Source organism: Nocardia sp. NPDC051756 (genome assembly GCF_040681495.1).
Lineage (GTDB): Bacteria > Actinomycetota > Actinomycetes > Mycobacteriales > Mycobacteriaceae > Nocardia.
This window is the reverse complement of the sequence record NZ_JBFAYV010000008.1, coordinates 230295-248745: the sequence shown is the minus strand read 5'-3', so window position 1 is coordinate 248745 and position 18451 is coordinate 230295. Positions and strand designations below refer to the sequence as shown.

Annotated in this window: 11 protein-coding genes; 4 read left to right on the top strand and 7 right to left on the bottom strand. The window is 69.1% G+C overall.

Going from position 1 to position 18451, the window contains the following annotated elements; all coding sequences use genetic code 11:
- The first annotated feature begins 26 nt into the window (after positions 1-26).
- The 4 genes from AB0M22_RS33825 (at position 27) to AB0M22_RS33810 (ending at position 11122) form a co-directional block, all read left to right on the top strand.
- Entirely contained in the window at positions 27-6353 is a 6327-nt protein-coding gene (locus AB0M22_RS33825) for an SDR family NAD(P)-dependent oxidoreductase (protein WP_364735588.1), read from the top strand.
- Positions 6350-8428 (top strand): beta-ketoacyl synthase, encoded by a 2079-nt coding sequence (locus AB0M22_RS33820; protein WP_364735586.1) that lies wholly within the window; start codon positions 6350-6352, stop codon positions 8426-8428. Before AB0M22_RS33825 ends, AB0M22_RS33820 begins: the two co-directional genes overlap by 4 nt.
- Entirely contained in the window at positions 8425-10005 is a 1581-nt protein-coding gene (locus AB0M22_RS33815; RefSeq protein ID WP_364735584.1) for a PfaD family polyunsaturated fatty acid/polyketide biosynthesis protein, read from the top strand. Before AB0M22_RS33820 ends, AB0M22_RS33815 begins: the two co-directional genes overlap by 4 nt.
- Before the next feature lie 112 nt (positions 10006-10117).
- On the top strand, positions 10118-11122 hold the full coding sequence (locus tag AB0M22_RS33810; protein ID WP_364735582.1) for an acyl-ACP desaturase: 1005 nt from the start codon (positions 10118-10120) through the stop codon (positions 11120-11122).
- 18 nt (positions 11123-11140) lie between these two features.
- Here the strand turns inward: AB0M22_RS33810 and AB0M22_RS33805 are convergent, their stop codons facing one another.
- The 7 genes from AB0M22_RS33805 to AB0M22_RS33775 all read right to left on the bottom strand — a co-directional run bounded on the left by AB0M22_RS33805 (position 11141) and on the right by AB0M22_RS33775 (position 18443).
- A complete protein-coding gene (locus AB0M22_RS33805) occupies positions 11141-11875 on the bottom strand; it encodes a DUF998 domain-containing protein (protein ID WP_364735580.1) in 735 nt (244 codons plus the stop codon).
- Positions 11872-13044: a lipase family protein gene (locus AB0M22_RS33800; RefSeq protein WP_364735578.1), complete on the bottom strand. Its 1173-nt coding sequence runs from the start codon at positions 13042-13044 to the stop codon at positions 11872-11874. Before AB0M22_RS33800 ends, AB0M22_RS33805 begins: the two co-directional genes overlap by 4 nt.
- 219 nt (positions 13045-13263) lie before the next feature.
- Positions 13264-14076, bottom strand: coding sequence for a carbohydrate ABC transporter permease (locus AB0M22_RS33795; protein ID WP_364735576.1), 813 nt, complete (start codon positions 14074-14076; stop codon positions 13264-13266).
- Positions 14066-15028 carry a sugar ABC transporter permease gene (locus AB0M22_RS33790; RefSeq protein WP_364735574.1) on the bottom strand — a complete coding sequence of 321 codons (963 nt, stop codon included), beginning with the start codon at positions 15026-15028 and terminating at the stop codon, positions 14066-14068. Before AB0M22_RS33790 ends, AB0M22_RS33795 begins: the two co-directional genes overlap by 11 nt.
- A gap of 4 nt (positions 15029-15032) precedes the next feature.
- Positions 15033-15893, bottom strand: coding sequence for a metallophosphoesterase (locus AB0M22_RS33785; protein ID WP_364735572.1), 861 nt, complete (start codon positions 15891-15893; stop codon positions 15033-15035).
- On the bottom strand, positions 15890-17263 hold the full coding sequence (locus tag AB0M22_RS33780) for an ABC transporter substrate-binding protein (RefSeq protein WP_364735570.1): 1374 nt from the start codon (positions 17261-17263) through the stop codon (positions 15890-15892). Before AB0M22_RS33780 ends, AB0M22_RS33785 begins: the two co-directional genes overlap by 4 nt.
- A 46-nt stretch (positions 17264-17309) precedes the next feature.
- Entirely contained in the window at positions 17310-18443 is a 1134-nt protein-coding gene (locus tag AB0M22_RS33775; protein ID WP_364735568.1) for an ABC transporter ATP-binding protein, read from the bottom strand.
- Between the last annotated feature and the right edge of the window lie 8 nt (positions 18444-18451).

Genomic DNA, 18451 nt, shown 5'->3' with positions numbered 1-18451 from the left:
TTCCATCCGGTTCGAGAGGAACTTTCGTGACAGACGACAGACGCCTGGCGCGCAACCCGATCGCCATCGTCGGGATGTCCGGGCTGCTGCCCAACGCGCACAACCATCGTGAGTACTGGCAGAACATCGTCGACGGCGTGGACTGCACCACCGAGGTGCCCACGTCCCGATGGAGCCTCGACGACTACTTCGATGCCGACCAGGACGCCCCCGACAAGACGTACTCGCGGCGCGGCGCCTTCCTGCCCGACATCGAGTTCGATCCGCTGGAGTTCGGCCTGCCGCCGAACCAGCTCGAGGTCACCAGCACCATGCAGACGCTGAGCCTCGGCGTGGCCAGGGACCTGCTCATCGACGCCGGTGCGGTGGATTCCACCTGGTACGACCCGGGCCGCACCGGCGTGGTGCTCGGCACCACCGGTCCGGTGCCGCTGATGCACCCGCTGGCCGCGCGGCTCTCCACGCCGGTGCTGAAGGAGGCGGCGCGCTCGGTCGGGCTCTCCGACACCGACGCGGACGCGATCGCGGACAAGTTCGTCGCCGCGTTCGCGCCCTGGGAGGCGAATTCGTTCCCCGGCCTGCTGGCCAACATCACCGCGGGCCGGGTCGCGAACCGGCTGGGCCTGGGCGGCATCAACTGCACCGTCGACGCGGCCTGCGCGGCCTCGCTGGCCGCCTTGCGCACGGCGATCGCCGAGCTGCAGGACGGCCGGGCCGACATGATGATCACCGGCGGCGTGGACACCGAGAACACCATCTTCATCTACATGTGCTTCAGCAAGGTCGGGGCGCTGTCGTCGAGCGGGCAGATCAGCCCGTTCGCGTCGGACGCCAACGGCACCCTGCTCGGCGAGGGCATCACCATGCTCGCGCTGCGCAGGCTGGAAGACGCACGGCGCGACGGCAATCGGATCTACGCGGTGATCCGCGGCCTCGGTTCGTCGAGCGACGGCCGGGCCAAGAGCATCTACGCGCCGCGGGCCGGCGGTCAGCGGGTCGCCCTCGATCGGGCCTACGCCGACGCCGAGTGCTCGCCCGCCGATGTCGCGCTGATCGAGGCGCACGCCACCGGCACGCCGGTGGGCGACAAGACCGAGCTGACCGCGCTGAAAGGGCTGCTCTCCGACGCGACTTCGGAGCCGCGGTTCGCGGCGCTCGGCAGCGTCAAGTCGCAGATCGGGCACACCAAGGGCGCCGCGGGCACCGCGAGCCTGATGAAGCTGGCGTTCGCGCTGCACCAGAAGGTGTTGCCCGGCACCATCAATGTGTCCGCGCCCAACGCGGAGATCGCCCCGGACGACGCGCCGTACTACGTGAATACCCGCACCCGTCCGTGGATCCGCGACCCGCAGCGCCCGGTGCGCCGGGCCGCGGCGTCGGCATTCGGGTTCGGCGGCACCAACTTTCACGTCGTCCTGGAAGAGGCCGACTCGACCCGCGACGAGCCGGTGCTGCACCGGACCGCGCGGGCACACCTCTGGCACGCGCCCGACGTCGCCGGTCTGGTGGACGCGGTGCGCAGCGTCGACGCGATCGACGGCGGCGACATTCCGGAGGGCCACGCGCGCATCGGGTTCGTCTCGGTGGACGACGAGAACGCCGAGCATCTGCGCGGTCTCGCGGTCGATGAGCTGGTGCGCCGGCCCGACGCCGCGGCCTGGGATCACCCGGAGGGCGTGTATTTCCGCGCCGCCGCGCTGCCGGACCGCAAGGTCGGCGCGCTGTTCGCCGGGCAGGGCAGCCAGTACGTCGACATGGGACTGGATGCGGCACTGAACAATCCGGCGGTCGGCGCGGCCTTCGACGCGGCCAACGTCGCGTTCACCGGTGCGCCGGTGCGGGTGTCGTCGGTGGTCTTCCCGCCGCCTGCCTTCGACGACGAGACCGCGCAGCAGCAGGAAACCGCTTTGCGCCGTACCGAATTCGCGCAGCCCGCGATCGGTGCGCTGGCGGCGGGGCAGTTCCAGGTGCTGACCGGGTACGGGTTCCGGGCCGACGGCTACCTCGGGCACAGCTTCGGCGAACTGACCGCGCTGTGGGCCTCGGGTGCGATCGGCACCGAGGAGTTCTTCGAGCTGGCCCGGGCACGCGGCGTGGCGATGACGCCGGAGCCGGGTGTCGCGGCGGGCACGATGGTGTCGCTCGGTGCCACCAGGGGGCTCGCCGAGGAACTGCTCGACGACATCGACGATGTGTGGATCTGCAACCACAACGCCCCTGACCAGGTTGTGATCGGCGGTGGCGTCGAGGGCGTCGCCGCGGTGGTGGCGCGCAGCGCGGAGCGTGACGTGCGCACCCGGGAGCTGCCGGTGTCCGGCGCGTTCCACACGCCCTACGTCGGGCACGCGGTGGCGGAGTTCGCGAAGGCAACTGCCACGGTGTCGATCGGGGTCCCGGACGCGCCGGTCTATGCCAACACCCCCGGCGCGCACTACGGCAGCGACGTCGCGGCGAATCGCGACCTGATCACCGAACAGCTCAGCAAGCCGGTCGAATTCGCGTCGGCGTTGACCGCGATGCGGGCGGCGGGCTGCACGGTATTCGTGGAGTTCGGCCCGAAGCAGGTGCTCACCTCGCTGGTGCGGCGCACCCTCGGCGACGACGTGGTCGCCATCGCCACCGACGCCGGTCCGATCGGCAACAGCGACCTCACCCTGGCGCGGGCCGCGGTCCGGCTGGCCGTGCTCGGCTTCGGCCTGCACGGGATCAACGGGCACGCCGCTGCGGCGGCGGTGCGGCACAAGCCGAGTCGCCCGATGACCGTGACGATGTCCGCGCCCGAATACGTGCCCGAGAGCCGTCGGGAGGCGTACGCCGCCGTGCTCGACGACGGCTACCGGGTCAGCCTGGCGGCGCCCGCGGCCGCCGTTTCCGCTCCGGTCGACACCGTGGTCGATCGCCTGCCCGAAACACCGGTCGTGGCCCCATCTTTCACCGAAGCAACGGAGACCACCGTGTATCAACCCGCTGATTCCTACGACCCCGGAGCGGACGCGCTGGACAGTGCGCTGGTGCAGCACTTGCAGACGCACCGCCAATTCCTCGACGGGCAGCTGGATATGGCCCGCGGACTGGCCGGCGTGCTCGGCGCCGGGTCCCTGGACGACGCGATGGTGCGGGCGATCGAGGCGGTCAAGGACCACGGCGTCGCGATCAGCGAAAGCCACTCGCGGGCCAGTGATGTGCTCGCCCAATTGGCCGAGCTGGAAAGCGGTTTCGCGCCGGCACAGCGGCCGGCGGCCCCGGCCCCGCGCCGGGTGGAGTCGGCGCGGCAGCCGGCGATCGAGGCGCCGCAGCGCCGGCCGCTGACCACCGCTCCGGTGGCGGCGCAGCCGCAGCCGGTCGCGCCTGTGGAACCTGTTGCGGCACCGGTTGTTCCGGAGACGCAGGCCACCGGCAACGGATCGCACGCTCCGGTGGCTGAGACCAACGGCCAGGTTACTGCCGATGCACTGCGCCAGGCGTTGCAGGAAGTGGTGGCCGAGAAGACCGGTTACCCGGTCGAGATGGTCGATCCGTCGATGGACCTGGAGGCCGATCTCGGTGTCGACTCGATCAAGCGAGTTCAGGTGATCGGTGCGCTGCAAGAGCGTTTCCCGCACCTGCCGAACCTCGGCCCCGAGCAGTTGGGCACGCTGCGCACGCTGGACCAGATCGCCGACCTGCTCGGCGAGACCGAGCTGAATGGATCGGTTGCCGGTCCGAACGGCGCGGATGTGGCTCCGAACGGCGCGGTTATGTCCGAGACCGTCGACGCGCCCACCGGTGACACCCTGCGCCGCGCATTGCAGGAAGTCGTCGCTGAAAAGACCGGTTACCCGGTCGAAATGGTCGATCCGTCGATGGACCTCGAGGCCGATCTCGGTGTCGACTCGATCAAGCGGGTGCAGGTGATCGGCGCGCTACAGGAACGGTTTCCGGACTTACCGAGCCTCGGCCCGGAGCAGTTGGGCACGCTACGCACCCTCGATCAGATCGTCGACGAGCTGGCCACGTCGGTGGGCGGTGATGTCCACCCAAAAGCTGAGGCCGCGGCCCCCACGCCGCGGCACGCCGTCGAATTGATCGCCCTGCCCGCCGTCGACCGGGCCGACGCGCCCTACCGCGCGGACGCGGAAGTCGCGCTACTGGACCTCAGCGGGGAGGCGGAGCCGGACTGTGCCGCACTCGAATCCGCGCTCGGCGCGCTCGGGTGGGCGGTCCATCGCCGCAGCGGCTCGGATCTGCCGGAGCTGGGCTCCGTGGATGTGTGCCTGGTTGTCGTCGGCAGTGCGGCCGACTGGGATTCGGCACAGCAGCGCCTCGGTGCGACCATCCTGGCCGCCGGTCAGGCGGTGCCGTTGTTGCAGAAGGCCGATGACCGGGCGAGTTTCGTCACCGTCACCCGCCTCGACGGTCACCTCGGCTTCGCGGGCACGGCAGACCCGGTGCATGCGTTGCTCGGTGGCGTCGGTGGTGTGGTGAAAACCCTTGCCGCCGAACAGCCGTCGCTGTTCTGCCGGGCGCTGGACCTCGACCCGGAGGTCACGCCGGAACAGCTGGCCGACCTGGTGACCGCCGAATTGTTCGACGCGGCACGGGATTCCCTTGAAGTCGGAATCGACGCGGCGGGGGAGCGGCGGACACTCGTCCCGAGTGCGTATGCACCCGCTACCTCCGTGACCATCGTGCGCCCCGGTGCCGAGCAGCAGCCGAGTCTGCTGACGGCAGAGGACGTTCTGCTGGTCACCGGCGGCGCACGCGGGGTCACGGCGACCTGTGTCAAAGCGCTGGCGCAACGCAGCGAGGCCCGGTTCGTCTTGCTCGGCCGATCCGAGCTGACACCCGAACCCGACTGGGCGGCAGGCGTTCCCGACGCGGACCTCAAGCCCGCGGCGGTGCGTGCGCTGGCGAGCACGGGCGTGAAGCCGCGCGAGATCGAGCGCGCCTGTTCCCGAGTGCTTGCGGCCCGGGAAATCCGGGCCACGCTGACCGAACTGGATTCGCGGGCCGAGTATCTCGCGGTGGATGCCACCGACGAGACCGCGGTGCGGACCGCGCTCGAGCCGTGGCGCGACACCATCACCGGCGTCGTCCACGGCGCCGGAGTGCTGGCCGACTCTATGATCACGGACAAGACCGCCGAATCCATCGGCCGCGTCCTGGAACCCAAGATCGCCGGACTGGCCACCGTGCTCGCCGCCCTCGGGGAACTGCGGCACCTGGTGCTGTTCACCTCGGTGGCGGGCCTGTTCGGCAACGCCGGCCAGGCCGACTACGCCGCCGCGAACGAGGCGCTGTCCCGGTTCGCGGTGAGCTGGCGGCGGCAGCATCCCGGCTGCCACGTCACCGCGATCGACTGGGGCGCCTGGGACGGCGGCATGGTGACGCCCGCGCTCCGCGGCCACTTCCTGGCCCGCGGCATCGCGCTGCTGGACCCCGAGGTCGGGGCCGCGGCCTTCACCGAGCAGTTCACCGCGGACCACCGTGCGGACACCGTCGTCCTCATCGGCCCCGCGAACGGACTGTCCGGCGACGCCGGAGTCGAACCGAGCGCAGTGTCCGCGCGACGGGTCTTGACCGGGCTCACCGACGAGCCGATCATCCAGGCCCACCGCATCGGCGAACATGTCGTGCTCCCTGCGACTTTCGGCCTCGGCGCGATGATCAACCTCGCCGAGCGCAGCCTGGCCGGCACCGTGGTCGGCGTCCGGGACTTCGAGGTGCTCAAGGGCATCGTGTTCGACCACCCGATCGACGAGGTCGAGCTGGAACTGGTCCCGGGTGCGTCCGCGGACGGGCGGACGTTGGTCGAAGCCAGTATTCGTGGCGGCAACATCCTGCACTTCCGCGCCACGCTGCTGCTCGGCAGCGAAGCCGAGGATGCGCCGACTAAGCCGATTCCCAGCGGATCGGCCAGCGACGGGAACATCTATCGCGACGCCATCCAGTTCCACGCGCCGGCCCTTCAGGGTCTGCGCCTGGTGCGGGCGGCCTCCGACGACGCGATCGTCTTCGAATGCTCGCTGCCCGCAACACGAGTGGCCAACGGCGCCTACGCGGGCCGCCTGCACGACCCGGTCCTCGCCGACCTGATCCTGCAAGGCCCGCCGGTCCTCGGCTACCGCCTGCTCGGCGGCGCCTGCCTGCCCCTCGGGGTCGGCCGGGCGGACTACTACCGGCCGTTGCCCACCGACGAGACGTTCCTGCTCGTCGTGGACAACCCGCGCACGGGACGCGTCGATGCCCGCATCGACGCCACCGCGACCACAACGGACGGCACAGTGCTGCAACGGTTCTCGGACGTCACCGCGGTGACGACGCCGGATCTGACAGAGAAGTTCCAGACCTCGGTGAGGCGGTGGATGGCATGACAGTGCTCGAGTTCGACGGGATACCGTTCGATCCGGTGGTGGGTTCCGCGGTGGCGGCTGCCGCCCCGGCTCAGCCGGCGGATGCGGCTACTACTAGCGGCCGGGAACACCCGACCGCGACCCAGAGTGGCGACGCGGTAGCGCTGAGGTCCGAGAACAGTGATCGTGATCCGGTTGAGCAGCAGCGGGATTCGGGCAACAGAACGCCCCGAGTCGCCCACCCGCTCAGTGAGATTCGCTCCGGCGTGGTCACCGCGCATCGTGCGGCGTTGTCCGCGCAGGTGGCGTTGCAGCGGGCAGTTTGGCAGCGGACGCTGCGTGCGGCAACGGGTGACAGTCAGCCCGTCGCGGCAGTCGGCGAACAGACGGCCGGCAACAGCTACGGCCCCGGTTTCGGCGGCGGCAACGGCGCCGTCGCCGAAACCGAGGGCGCGGCCGCCGAATCGGCGTTCAAGCCGCTGGCTCGCACCCGGCTCCGGAGCCTCGACCGCGCGGCTCTGCTGCGCCTGGTCGATGGTGACGTCGCCGGTGTGTTCGGCACGCGGCATCAGCGCTTCGGCGTCGTCTCGGTCGCCCGGCTCGCGGCGGCCGGCCCCCTGGTGCTGACCGAGGTCCCGACGATCGAGTTGCGCGGCGGCACCGGAAAGGGCCGCGTGGTCGCGCAATTCGACGGCGACCCGCGCGCCGCGGCAGTGCAGGCGGCGGAAGTATTCGCGCTCTTCACCGGCATGCAGCTGTGCCTGTCGGGCAGCACGCTGAGCACCACACGGCTCAGCGGTTCGGTCGAAATCCCCGCCGGGACGGTGGAACTCATCGTCACCGATATCGACCTGGTACCGCGGCCGCACGTCACCGCGACGGCGAACTTGGCCGGCACGCCGGGACAGTTGCAGGTCACCGTCACCGTCGCCGAACCGGTCGGCACCGAAGTCGGACCGGGCGAGGCCGCACCGTCCTTGCTGCTCAACGAATTCCACATGACCCACCTTGCCCGCGGCGATCAAAGCATCGCCATGGGACCGGAATTCGCCGAATACACGGGCGTCCGCGCAACCCGCCTGCCCACCGGCGGCCTGCTGCTCGTCGACCGGGTCATCGAATTCGACGGCGCGCGTGGCCGATTGGACGGCGCGACCTACACCACCGAGTACGACTCACCCGCCGACTCCTGGTACTACGGCGACACGGCGAACGAGTCCATGCCGCACTTCGTCTACATGGAAACCTCGCTGCAAGCCGCACTGCTGATGGGTTACTACGCGGGACCGACGCTCACCCAGCCGGGCGTCACCCTCAGCCTGCGCAATCTCGGCGGCACGGCAACGGTGCTGCGCCAGCTCGACCTGCGCGACAAGACGATCGAGCAGTCGTCGCGGTTGCTGTCGACCACGATCCTGCCCGGTTCGTCCCTGCAAACGTTCGACTACACGCTGAGCGTGGACGGCGAACCGTTCTATTCCGGCGAGACCATGTTCGGCTACTTCAGCGACGAAGCCCTGGCCAACCAGACCGGCCTCGACGCAGGCCGGGCGGCCCCGACCTGGCTGGACGAGCACGCGGAAGCCCGGATCCGGACCATCGACGTGGCCGCGCGCCGCGCCGACCCGAACGCCGAGCTGTGCGCGCGCCGGACCCTCGCCCTGATCGACCACATCGACGTGGTCGACGGCGGCGGGAAATACCGAGCGGGTTACCTGCATTCGCTGCGCGCGATCGACCCGGCGGACTGGTACTTCGACCGGCACTTCCACCTCGACCCGGTGATCCCCGGCTCGCTGGGCGTGGAGTCGGTCATCCACGCGGTGCAGGAGTGGATGCTGGACGCGGGATTCGCTGACGCACTGCGTGATCCGGTCTTCCGCATCCCCGCCGACCTGCCGTTCGGCTGGCGCTACCGCGGGCAGTTCCTGCCCACCGACGGCACGGTGGAACTGGACGCGCACATCAAGGAGATCCGGCGCGGACCGCACGGCGTCACCGTCATCGTGGACGGTTCGCTGTGGAAGCCGGGCCTGCGCATCTACGAACTCACCGACCTCGCGGTCGAACTCGTCGAGCGAGAGGACCACCGATGACCACCGCGCAGACGAGCGCCGTCGCGCAGACGGCCGAGGAAATCACCGCCGTGCTGCTCGAGGTGCGGCAACCGGCCTGGATCGTCCGCCACGACGGCCGGGTCGGCGTGACCTCCGACGCGGGCCTCGCCGCCCGCGCGGAGGTGCTCACCGCGGTCGCCCCGTTGCCGCCGGAACTGCTCGGCGACCAGCAGTTCCACGCCACCCACGGCGTGCGGGCCGCGTACGCGGCGGGGGCCATGGCCAACGGGATCGCCTCGCCGGCCCTGGTGTCGGCGATGGCGCGGGCGGGTTACCTCGCCTCCTACGGTGCCGCGGGCGTCACGCCCGCGGTGGTGGACGCGGCGCTGGCCGAACTCAGCGCCGCGCTGCCCGGAAAGCCGTTCGCCTGCAACCTGATCCACAGCCCGTCCGAACCGGCGCTGGAACGAGCGATCGTCGATTCCTGCCTGCGCCATCGGGTGCGGTGCGTGGAGGCCTCGGCCTTCATGGGCCTCACCGCCGAGGTGGTCCGCTACCGGGTCGCCGGTCTCGGCGTCGATCGGCACGGGCAGGTCGAGGTGCGGAACCGGTTGATCGCCAAGGTTTCCCGGGTCGAGGTGGCCGAGCCGTTCCTGCGGCCGGCCCCGGCGAATCTGCTGCGTCAGCTGGTCGCGTCGGGCGACGTGACCGCGGAACAGGCGCGGTTGGCCGAGCAGGTGCCGATGGCCGACGACATCACCGCGGAGGCGGACTCCGGCGGTCACACCGACCGCAGGCCGCTGCTGGTGCTGCTGCCGGAACTGATCGCCGCGCGCGATCGCAGCACCCTGCCCGCCGCTGCCGCGGTACGCATCGGCGCCGCGGGCGGGATCGGCACACCCGCGGCCGCCGCGGCGGCGTTCGCGCTGGGCGCCGCCTACGTGGTGACCGGCTCGATCAACCAGGCCACCCGTGAGGCCGCGCAATGCGACACCACCAAACAGCTACTGGCCCAAGCGGATTTCGCCGACTGCACGATGGCGCCGTCCTCGGACATGTTCGAACTCGGTGTGCAGGTACAGGTGCTGCGCCGGGGCACCATGTTCGCCGCCCGCGCGCAACGCCTCTACGACACCTACCGCGCGTACGCCGGAATCGAGGACATCCCGGCCGAACTGCGCCGCGACCTGGAGGCCACGCTGTTCCGGCGGCCGCTGGACACGGTGTGGCAGGACTGCGTCAGCTACTTCACCGAACGCGATCCGGGTCAGCTGGTCGGCGCGGCGGAGGATCCGAAACGCCGGATGGCTCTAGTTTTCCGGTGGTATCTGGGCCTTTCGTCCGGGTGGAGCATCCGCGGCGAGGCCGATCGGGCCGCCGATTACCAGGTGTGGACCGGGCCCGCGATGGGCGGTTTCAACAGCTGGGTCAACGGGTCTTACCTGGCCGCGCTCAGCAATCGGCACGTCGCCGATATCGCCGATCAGCTGATGCTGGGCGCCGCCTATCTCACCCGAATCGCCCAGCTCCGCACCGCGGGCGCCCGGCTGCCGGCCGGCTGCGCGCGCTTCGTTCCGCGGCCGCTCGGCGCTGCCACCAGTTCTGGGGGCAGCTGATCGGCCGGTTGAATTGCCACCTACGGATCCGTAGGCTCGCGGAGGTTGTCGCGCTGGCGGTCGTGTTCGGGCCCCGCGCAAAGTGAGCCAAAATGTCTGAGGGGTAACGCAAATGGGCCGACTTCTGACCCAGCTCGAGCTGCTCACGGAGCTGGAGCCGGTCGCGGCGGACAACGTCAACCGGCACCTGTCGATGGCGAAGGCCTGGCATCCGCACGACTACGTGCCGTGGGACGAGGGCCGTAATTTCGCCGCGATGGGCGGCGTCGACTGGGACCCCAGCCAGTCGCAGCTGTCCGACGTCGCCAAGGCGGCGATGATCACCAACCTGCTCACCGAGGACAACCTGCCCTCCTACCACCGGGTGATCGCGGAGAACTTCTCCCAGGACGGCGCGTGGGGCACCTGGGTCGGCCGCTGGACCGCCGAGGAGAACCGGCACGGCATCGTACTGCGCGACTACCTGGTGGTCACCCGCGGCGTCGACCCGGTCGAGCTGGAGAACGCCAGGATGATCGCGATGACCACGGGCTTCGACCCGTTGGCCGTCGCGAAGTACGGCACGGTCGATCCCAGTGAGGTGCCCGACGCCGGATTCCTGCTCGGCGTGGCCTACGTGACCTTTCAGGAACTGGCCACCCGGCTCAGCCACCGCAACACCGGCCGGGTGTGCAACGACGCGATCGCGGACAAGATGCTGCAACGCATCGCCGCCGACGAGAACCTGCACATGATCTTCTACCGCAACATGTGCGGCGCGGCGCTGGATCTGGCCCCTGATCAGGCCATGGAGGCGATCGCCCTGGTCTTGATGAACTTCCAGATGCCCGGCGCGGAGAACCCGAACTTCCGCCGCTACGGCACCCTGATGGCCAAGCACGGCATCTACGACATGCGCCAGCACCTCGAGGACGTGGTGATGCCGGTGCTGCGCATCTGGAAGATCTTCGAGCGCACCGACTTCACCGCCGCCGGCGAGCAGACCCGCGAAAAACTCGCCGAGTACCTGGCGAAGTACGAACGCGACATGCTCAAGTTCGAGGAGCGCCGCGACCGCATCGCCGCCCGCCAGGCGACCAAGCGCGACTCGGCCCCGCTCACCACCACGCTGAGCTGATCGGCGGGCAGTCCGCCCTCAGGCCTCGGTAGCTCCGCGGGATGGCGCGGACTCGACGGCAGTGTCGTTGCCCTGGAACTGAATTCGGGGTAACGCGAGGAACAGAACGACGCCGGTGATGATTCGCCAGACGACGAACGGATCTATCGCGAGGCGTTCGGCGGTGCCCGCGCCGAGGCCCAGGTGCTCCGGCGCGAGGCTGGTGAGCATGCCGATGACGGTGATCGCGATCAGCGCGAGAGTTGTTGCGGTGTAGGCGCGATGGGTGCGGTAGAGGCGGGCGATGATGATCATGATCGCGAGGCCGGAGAGCAGTTCGAGGTAGGCGCCGGCGGGGTGCAGGACGGCGCGCAGGTGGTTGCCGTCGGGGACCTCGCCCGCGCTGCCGGGGAAGACGCCGACGAGGACGATGCCGAGGCAGTTGATCAGGGCCAGGTAGGGGATCGACCGTGCGGCACGGGTTTTCGGCAGCAGCGGGGTGAGCAGGAGGGCGGCGGCGAGGACCAGAACGCCGAGCAGGACGAACTCGGCGGACATGAGGGCGTGCCACGGCGAACAGATGTAGCGTGGCGTGGTCGCGCCGTATTGCGCCATGTCGCCGAAACATTCGGGGACGCCGAGGTCGCTGATCATGTTCGCGGACCAGCTGTAGGGGTTGGCGTCGTGCCAGCGGCCCCCGACGATCAATTCGGCGAGGTAGTACGTGATCGTCAGGAACAGCAGGGCCGCACCGAATTTCAGCCGGCCGGTCATGCGCGGCAGGTGGTCGGCGGGACGGTCAGACCGGCGAAGCGGTCGTTGATCCACGCAGTGACCAGATCGCCGCGGGTGCGCCAGGCCTCGTGGCCGCCGGGCAGCACGTGGTCGACCAGGTTGATGCCGAGGCGGCACATGTCGGCGACGGCCTGATTGCCCCACGCGGTGTTGACCAGGTCGTCGTTGTCGCCGCGGGAGAGGAAGGTCGGGATGTCGGTGGCCACCTTGGGCAGGTTACCGGCGGATTCGTAGTCGGCGAGCAGGCTCTTGGCCGTGTCGTCGACGAACTGCGCGGCGGCGGGCGTCGCGGCCTGGCCGACGGCGAAGTCCTTCAGCGTCGATTGACCGGTGCACAGGCCTTCGAGCCGGGGCGCCGCCGCGAGCAGCGGGCCGTGCAGGATCTTGTCGTAGGAGTAGTCCGGGTGGTCGTAGCGGACGGCGGCGACCAGGTAGGGCAGCAGCAGGTACTGGCCGACAGTCAGCGTGTTGGTCGCCGCGGCCGTGGCGAGATCGCTGCGCAGCGCGGGTGAGAGCAGCACATTGCCGAGGATCTTCAGCTCGGGCGCGTAGGTCTTTGCCGTCTCCGCCGCGGACTCGGTGGCCCGCCCGCCCTGCGACAACCCGACGAGCACAACGTCTTTGGTCACCGGCAGGTCCAGTTGCCGCGCGGCGCGCACGGAGTCGAGCACGTCGTAGCCCGAGGACTCGGCTTGCAGATACGGCGCGGAGCCGGGTCCGTCCAGGCCCTGGTAGTTGGTCATCACCACGGCCTTGTGGGCGTCGAGGAGACCGGCGACCGTGACATCGTTGCCGAACAGTTCGGGCGAGCTGGTCGGCGCGCACTCGTTGGCCACCCCGGAGGTGCCGTGCCCGTAGGCGACCAGCGGCCAACCCCCTTCCGGCGCGGCGCCTTTCGGCAGGTACACCGCACCGGACACCTCGATGGGCGCTTTGTCCGGTGCGGTGGAGACGTACCGGATGTACGTCGCCGAACCGGCGGACGCCGAGATCTTGGGACCGCCGTTGGTCAGCGGCCGCTGGGAAAGCAGCGTGCCCGGCTTCGGCGGCGTCTCGGCGGCGGTATCCGGGGAGGACCCGCAACTCGCGGCGATCAACGCCGCGGCGGCGGCCAGGGAAACCCACGTCAGTGCCCTTTTCGGACGCACGATCCATTCGCTCCTTCGACTCTGCTGCGCACCGTTAGCTATCCCCGCATCACCACGTGCCCCTGCGTCGACGATTCGCTCCGCACCTGTTCAGCGCCCGGGTCGATCGCCGGCCGTGGTGTTCCCAGCCAGATCAGGATGTCCTGTGATCGCGGTCTCCGCACCGCCGAGTGAGCGGAATCTCAGTTTGCGTACCGATTCGTAATCGACGGCCTGAACCTACTTAAGTCCGGACCGCACGAACGCGTTCACGATGTGGCGTTGCAACAGCAGATACATCACCAGGACGGGCAGGCAGGCGAGGCTGGCCAGCGCCATCATCGGCCCCCACTGATCACCCTCGGTGCCCATGAAGCTGCGCAGCCCGAGCTGGAGCACGCTGTTGGACTGCCGCAGCACCACCGCGGGCCAGAAGTACTCGTTCCAGGCATTGATGAACAGCAGGATGCCCAGCGCGGCCAGCGCGGGCCGCAGGTTCGGCACCACCACGGTCCACAGGATCGACCACGAGGAGCGGCCGTCGATCTTGGCGGCGGCGACCAGCTCCTTGGGAAAACTGGCCATGTGCTGACGCAACAGCAGCACGGCGAGCGCCGAGCACAGCGTCGGCAGCACGACGCCGATCAGCGAATTGATCAGCCCGAGCTGGGTGAGCAACACGTAGTTCGGCAGCATGGTCACCTGGAACGGCACCAGCCAGGTGCCGACGAACGCCAGATACAGGATCTTCTGGAACGGGAACGTGTACATCGCGAACGCGTAGGACGCCAGCAGCGCGACGAGCAACTGCCCCACCGCGGACAGCACCGCGATGAAGAAGGTGTTGCCGATCAGCCCGACCACGTCCACCTTGTCGGCGGCGTCGGTGTAGTTGGCGAACGAGATCGGCCACGGGATCGGCGACAGCGAGGTGACGTCCTCGGGCCGGCGCAGCGAGGTGGCGAACAGCCAGTAGATCGGGAAAATACAGACAATCGCGGTCACCGCGAGCAGCACGTGGCTGCCCGCGGTCCGCAGACGATCAATCATCATGGAAGGCCACCTTTTCCGAGATCCACACCAGGATCCCGGCGATCACGCCGAATCCGGCGAACAACAGCACTCCGGCGGCCGCGCTGAGCCCGGCGTCGAAGCTGTGAAAGGCGTAGTCCCACAGCAGGTAATAGATATTCGTGGTGGCCTGCGCGGGACCGCCCTGCGTCATCGAGTCGATGAGCGGGAAAGTCAGGACGGGACTGAGCAATACGGTGGTCAGCACGAGGAACATCACCGTGGGGGACAGCAGCGGCAAGGTGATCCAGCGCCGGATCTGGCTCGGGCTCGCGCCGTCGACTTGGGCCGCCTCGTGGTAATCCCCACTGATGCCGGCCAATCCGGCCCACACCACCAGCACGGAGAACCCGAGCAGCTGCCAGCCGGTGATCGCGATGATCACGATATGCGCGGTGCTCACGTCGTAGACCCAGTTGCGGTTCGAGCCGATCAGCTGGTCGACGAACCCGCTGCCGGGATGCAGCAGCCAGCGCCACACCGCCGCCGCCGCAACCGGTGCCACCAGGAACGGCACGAAGATGAACGCCTGATAGATGGTCCTGGCCCGCCCGTGCACGCGCTTGCTCGCCAGCGCGATCAGCACCGGCAGGATCACGGTGAACGGCAGCATGCCCACGATCAGCGCGCCGGTGCGGCCGATCGAGTTCCAGAACGCGGGCAGGTCCATCAGTCGCTCGTAGTTGCCCGTGCCGACCGGCTTCATCGGCGAGGTCGGCAGCAGATTCCAGGAGTAGGTGGACAATTCGAACGCCTGCACCAGCGGCCGGTAGGTCCACACGACGAGCAGGAACAGCGCGGGCGCGAGATACAGATACGGCACCACGAACCGCCCCGCCCGGCGGAACCGGGCGAGGCGGTGCGGCGGCGGCGCCGGGGAAGCGACCGGTTCGGCCACCTCCGCGGCGGCGCGCGGAGTTTCGATGACGAACATCGACCTACCTGGTCTCGGCCGCGGCCAACGCGGCGAGCTGATCGAGCACGTCCTGTTCCGTTCTGTCGTAGACGGTTTCGGCGGGGGTCGCCTCGATCGCGGTGGCCACCAGGTTCGAGCCGAGCAGATCGATGCGGCTGTAACCGAATCCGACCAGCCCGCGGTGCCGCCCGACCGGTGCGATCGGATCGATCCGGTAGGACAGCGCCGGTCCGATCCAGACCGGGATGCCGCCGAGCACGGACGCACCGGTCAGGTGGTTGTGTCCGCAGATGATCAGCCGCACATCGGATCCCGAGAGCACCTCGTCCAGCAGCTCGGGCTGTTCGAGCTTGAGGTACTCGGTGGTCGCGATCGGCGACGGGATCGGCGGGTGGTGCAGCACGAGCAGCGTGCCGTGCTGCGCGGGCGTGCGCAGCTCACCGGCGAGCCAGTCGAGCTGTTCCGGTTCCAGCCTGCCGTCGTGGCGACCCGGGGTGGTGCTGTCCAATGCGATGACCCGCAACCCGGCGACGTCGGTGACGCTGTCGTGGGTGAAGTCGGGATCGATTGCCGCGGCATCGGTTCCGAGCAGTTCGGTGCCGAATACCGCGCGCTCGTCGTGATTACCCATGACGTACACCGTCTGCGCGCCGAGGTCGGCGGCCACCGGCTCGACCGCGTCGCGCAGCCGCCGATACGCCTCCGGTGATCCGTTGTCGGTCAGGTCTCCGGACAGCACCAGCGCGTCGATCCGTTGCCCCGAGGCCCGAAGTTGTTGCAGCACATGGGTGAGGTTCTCGTAGGTGTCGACCTTGCCGTGCACCCGTTCCCCGGCGGGCCGGATGTGGGTGTCGGTCAGCTGGACGATCGTGACGCCGCTCATGAGGCGGGCAGCAGTTTGGCGCCCTGCTCCTTGGCGGCGGTCAAGGTGGACTGCGGATCCTTGCCCTGGAACACGATCGCCTCGACCGCGTCCATCATGCCGTCGCGGATCTGGAGATAGTTGGTGCCCGGCATGGAGATCCACGGCTCCATGTTCGCCAGCTGGGCCACGTTCGGCTGCAACAACGGGTTCTTCGCCGACCAATCCTTCAGTCCGGCAGGGTCGTCCATCAAACCGGTGCGCAGCGGCAGGTAGCCGATGCCCTGCGAGATCTTGGTGTAGGCGTCTTCGCTGGTGAGGAACTTGATCAGCTCCCAGGACGCGCGCTGCTTGGCCGGATCGTTGGACAGGATGTGCAGGGACGCACCGGAATTCGTCGGCACGGTCGGCTTGCCGGCGAAGCTCGGCATGGGCGCGGCGCGCAGGTCCCACTTGTCCTTGGCGCCGGTGGTGAAGGTGCCCTGGATCGCGCTGGTCTCCAGGATCATGCCGATGTCGCCGCGGGCGAACGCCTCGTAGCCCTGCTTCTGGTTGAGCTTGGGCATGCTGCCCGATTCGACGAGCTGCTGTTGCTGCCGCGCGACCTCGACGACGGGCGCGTCGGCGAAGGTCAGCGACTTGCGGTCGTCGGAGATGACCCGGCCGCCGTTGGACCGGACCAGCGACTGGAAGCACCAGTCCTTGGCGGTCTTGGTCAGGCAGTCGACATAGACGCCGCCCTTACCGGTCTTGCCGGTGATCGCGGCGGACGCCTCGGCGACCTGCTGCCAGGTGCTCGGCGGCTTGGCCGGATCCAGCCCGGCCTCGGTGAACAGCGAGGCGTTGAAATACAGCACCGGGGTGGAGAAGACGAACGGCACGCCGTAGGTGTGGCCGTCCCAATCGGCGAGGGTGCGGGCCTTCGGCGCGTACGGGTACTTGGCGCCGTCGAAGTTGCGCTGCACCTCTTGCTTGGAGACCAGCGTGTCCAGCGGCTTGGCGCCCAGCTGATGGACGGTGTAGTCCAGGTCGCTGAAGCCGAGCTGCGCGACGTCCGGCGGGGTGCCCGCGACCGTCTGGTTCTGGATGCTGGAGATGGTGTCCGTGGCCGGGTTCGGGCTGTTGCCTTGCGGCTTCTGCGCGGTCACCGTGATGTTCGGGAACTTCTTGCGGAAGTCGCCGATGAGCGTGTTGAAGGTATCGGTCCACGCTCCGGCGAGTCCGTAGTTGTAGGACTCGAACACGATGGCCACGTGCTGATCCGGCGTCAAGTCCGGGATCTGCGCGGTGCTGGAGTTCGAATCTGTGCTGGTGCTCCCGAGTCCGCCGCAAGCGCTGAGCGCGACGGTGGTTGCGAACACCATGCCCAAGATGGGCGCGGTGCGGTTCACGGTGTTCTCCTCATATTTCGGTGATGTCGGACAGCGTTGTCACGAGTCAGGCGACGGCGACGACTTCGTCGGTGCCCTCGCGGAGCGAATCCGGTTGTGGCTCCTGCCAGGTCATGCGCAAGCCGGATTCGGGGTCGAAGAGGTGGATGTGGGCGGGATCGACGCGCAGCCCGATGCTGTCGTCGGCCTGAACCCCGGCGGGGCGCGGGGCGCGGGCGCAGAGGGTGTGCTCGCCGGTGCTGAAGTGGATCAGTTCCTCGCTGCCGAGGTTCTCCACCATGCGCACCTCGCCGCGGATGTCGGCCGCGGTCACGTCGAGGCGCAGCTGCTCGGGGCGGATGCCGGCGATGACGTCGACCGTGCTGCCGAAATCCGCTGCGGTGATGGCCAATTCGACGTCGATGCCGTCGGCGACGAGGAACAGCTTGCCGTCGCGTTCGGTGACGATGCCGGGGAACAGGTTCATCGGCGGTGCGCCGAGGAAGCCGGCCACGAAGGTGGACCGCGGCCGGTCGTACAGCTCGGTCGGGGTGCCGACCTGCTCCACCCGGCCCTCGTTGAGCAGCGCGATCCGGTCGGCCATGGTCATCGCCTCGACCTGGTCGTGGGTGACGTACAGGAACGTCGCCCCCAGCCTGCGGTGCAGCGCGATCAGCTCGGCGCGGGTCGCGCTGCGCAGCTTGGCGTCCAGATTGGACAGCGGCTCGTCCATCAGGAACGCGCCGGGATCGCGAACCATGGCGCGGGCCAGCGCGACTCGCTGTCGCTGACCACCCGACAGGGCGCCGGGCTTGCGCCGCAGCAGTGCGTCGAGCCCGAGGATGGCGGCCACCTCGGCCACCCGCTCGGCGATCTTCGCCCGCGGAGTGTGCCTGGCGCGCAACGGGAAACCGATGTTCTTGGCCACGGTCAGGTGCGGGTAGAGCGCGTAGCTCTGGAACACCATGGCCAAGTCGCGCTGTTGCGGCGCGCGGTGGGTGATGTCGTTGTCGTCCAGCAGGATCAGGCCGCCGGTCGGATCCTCCAGGCCGGCGATCATCCGCAGCAGCGTGGATTTGCCGCAGCCGCTGGGGCCCAGGAGCACCAGGAACTCGCCGTCGGCGATGTCGAGGCTCACCTCGCGCACCGCGTAGGTCGCGCCGAATTGCTTCGACACCTTATCGATTCGCAGTCTTGCCACCAGTTCTC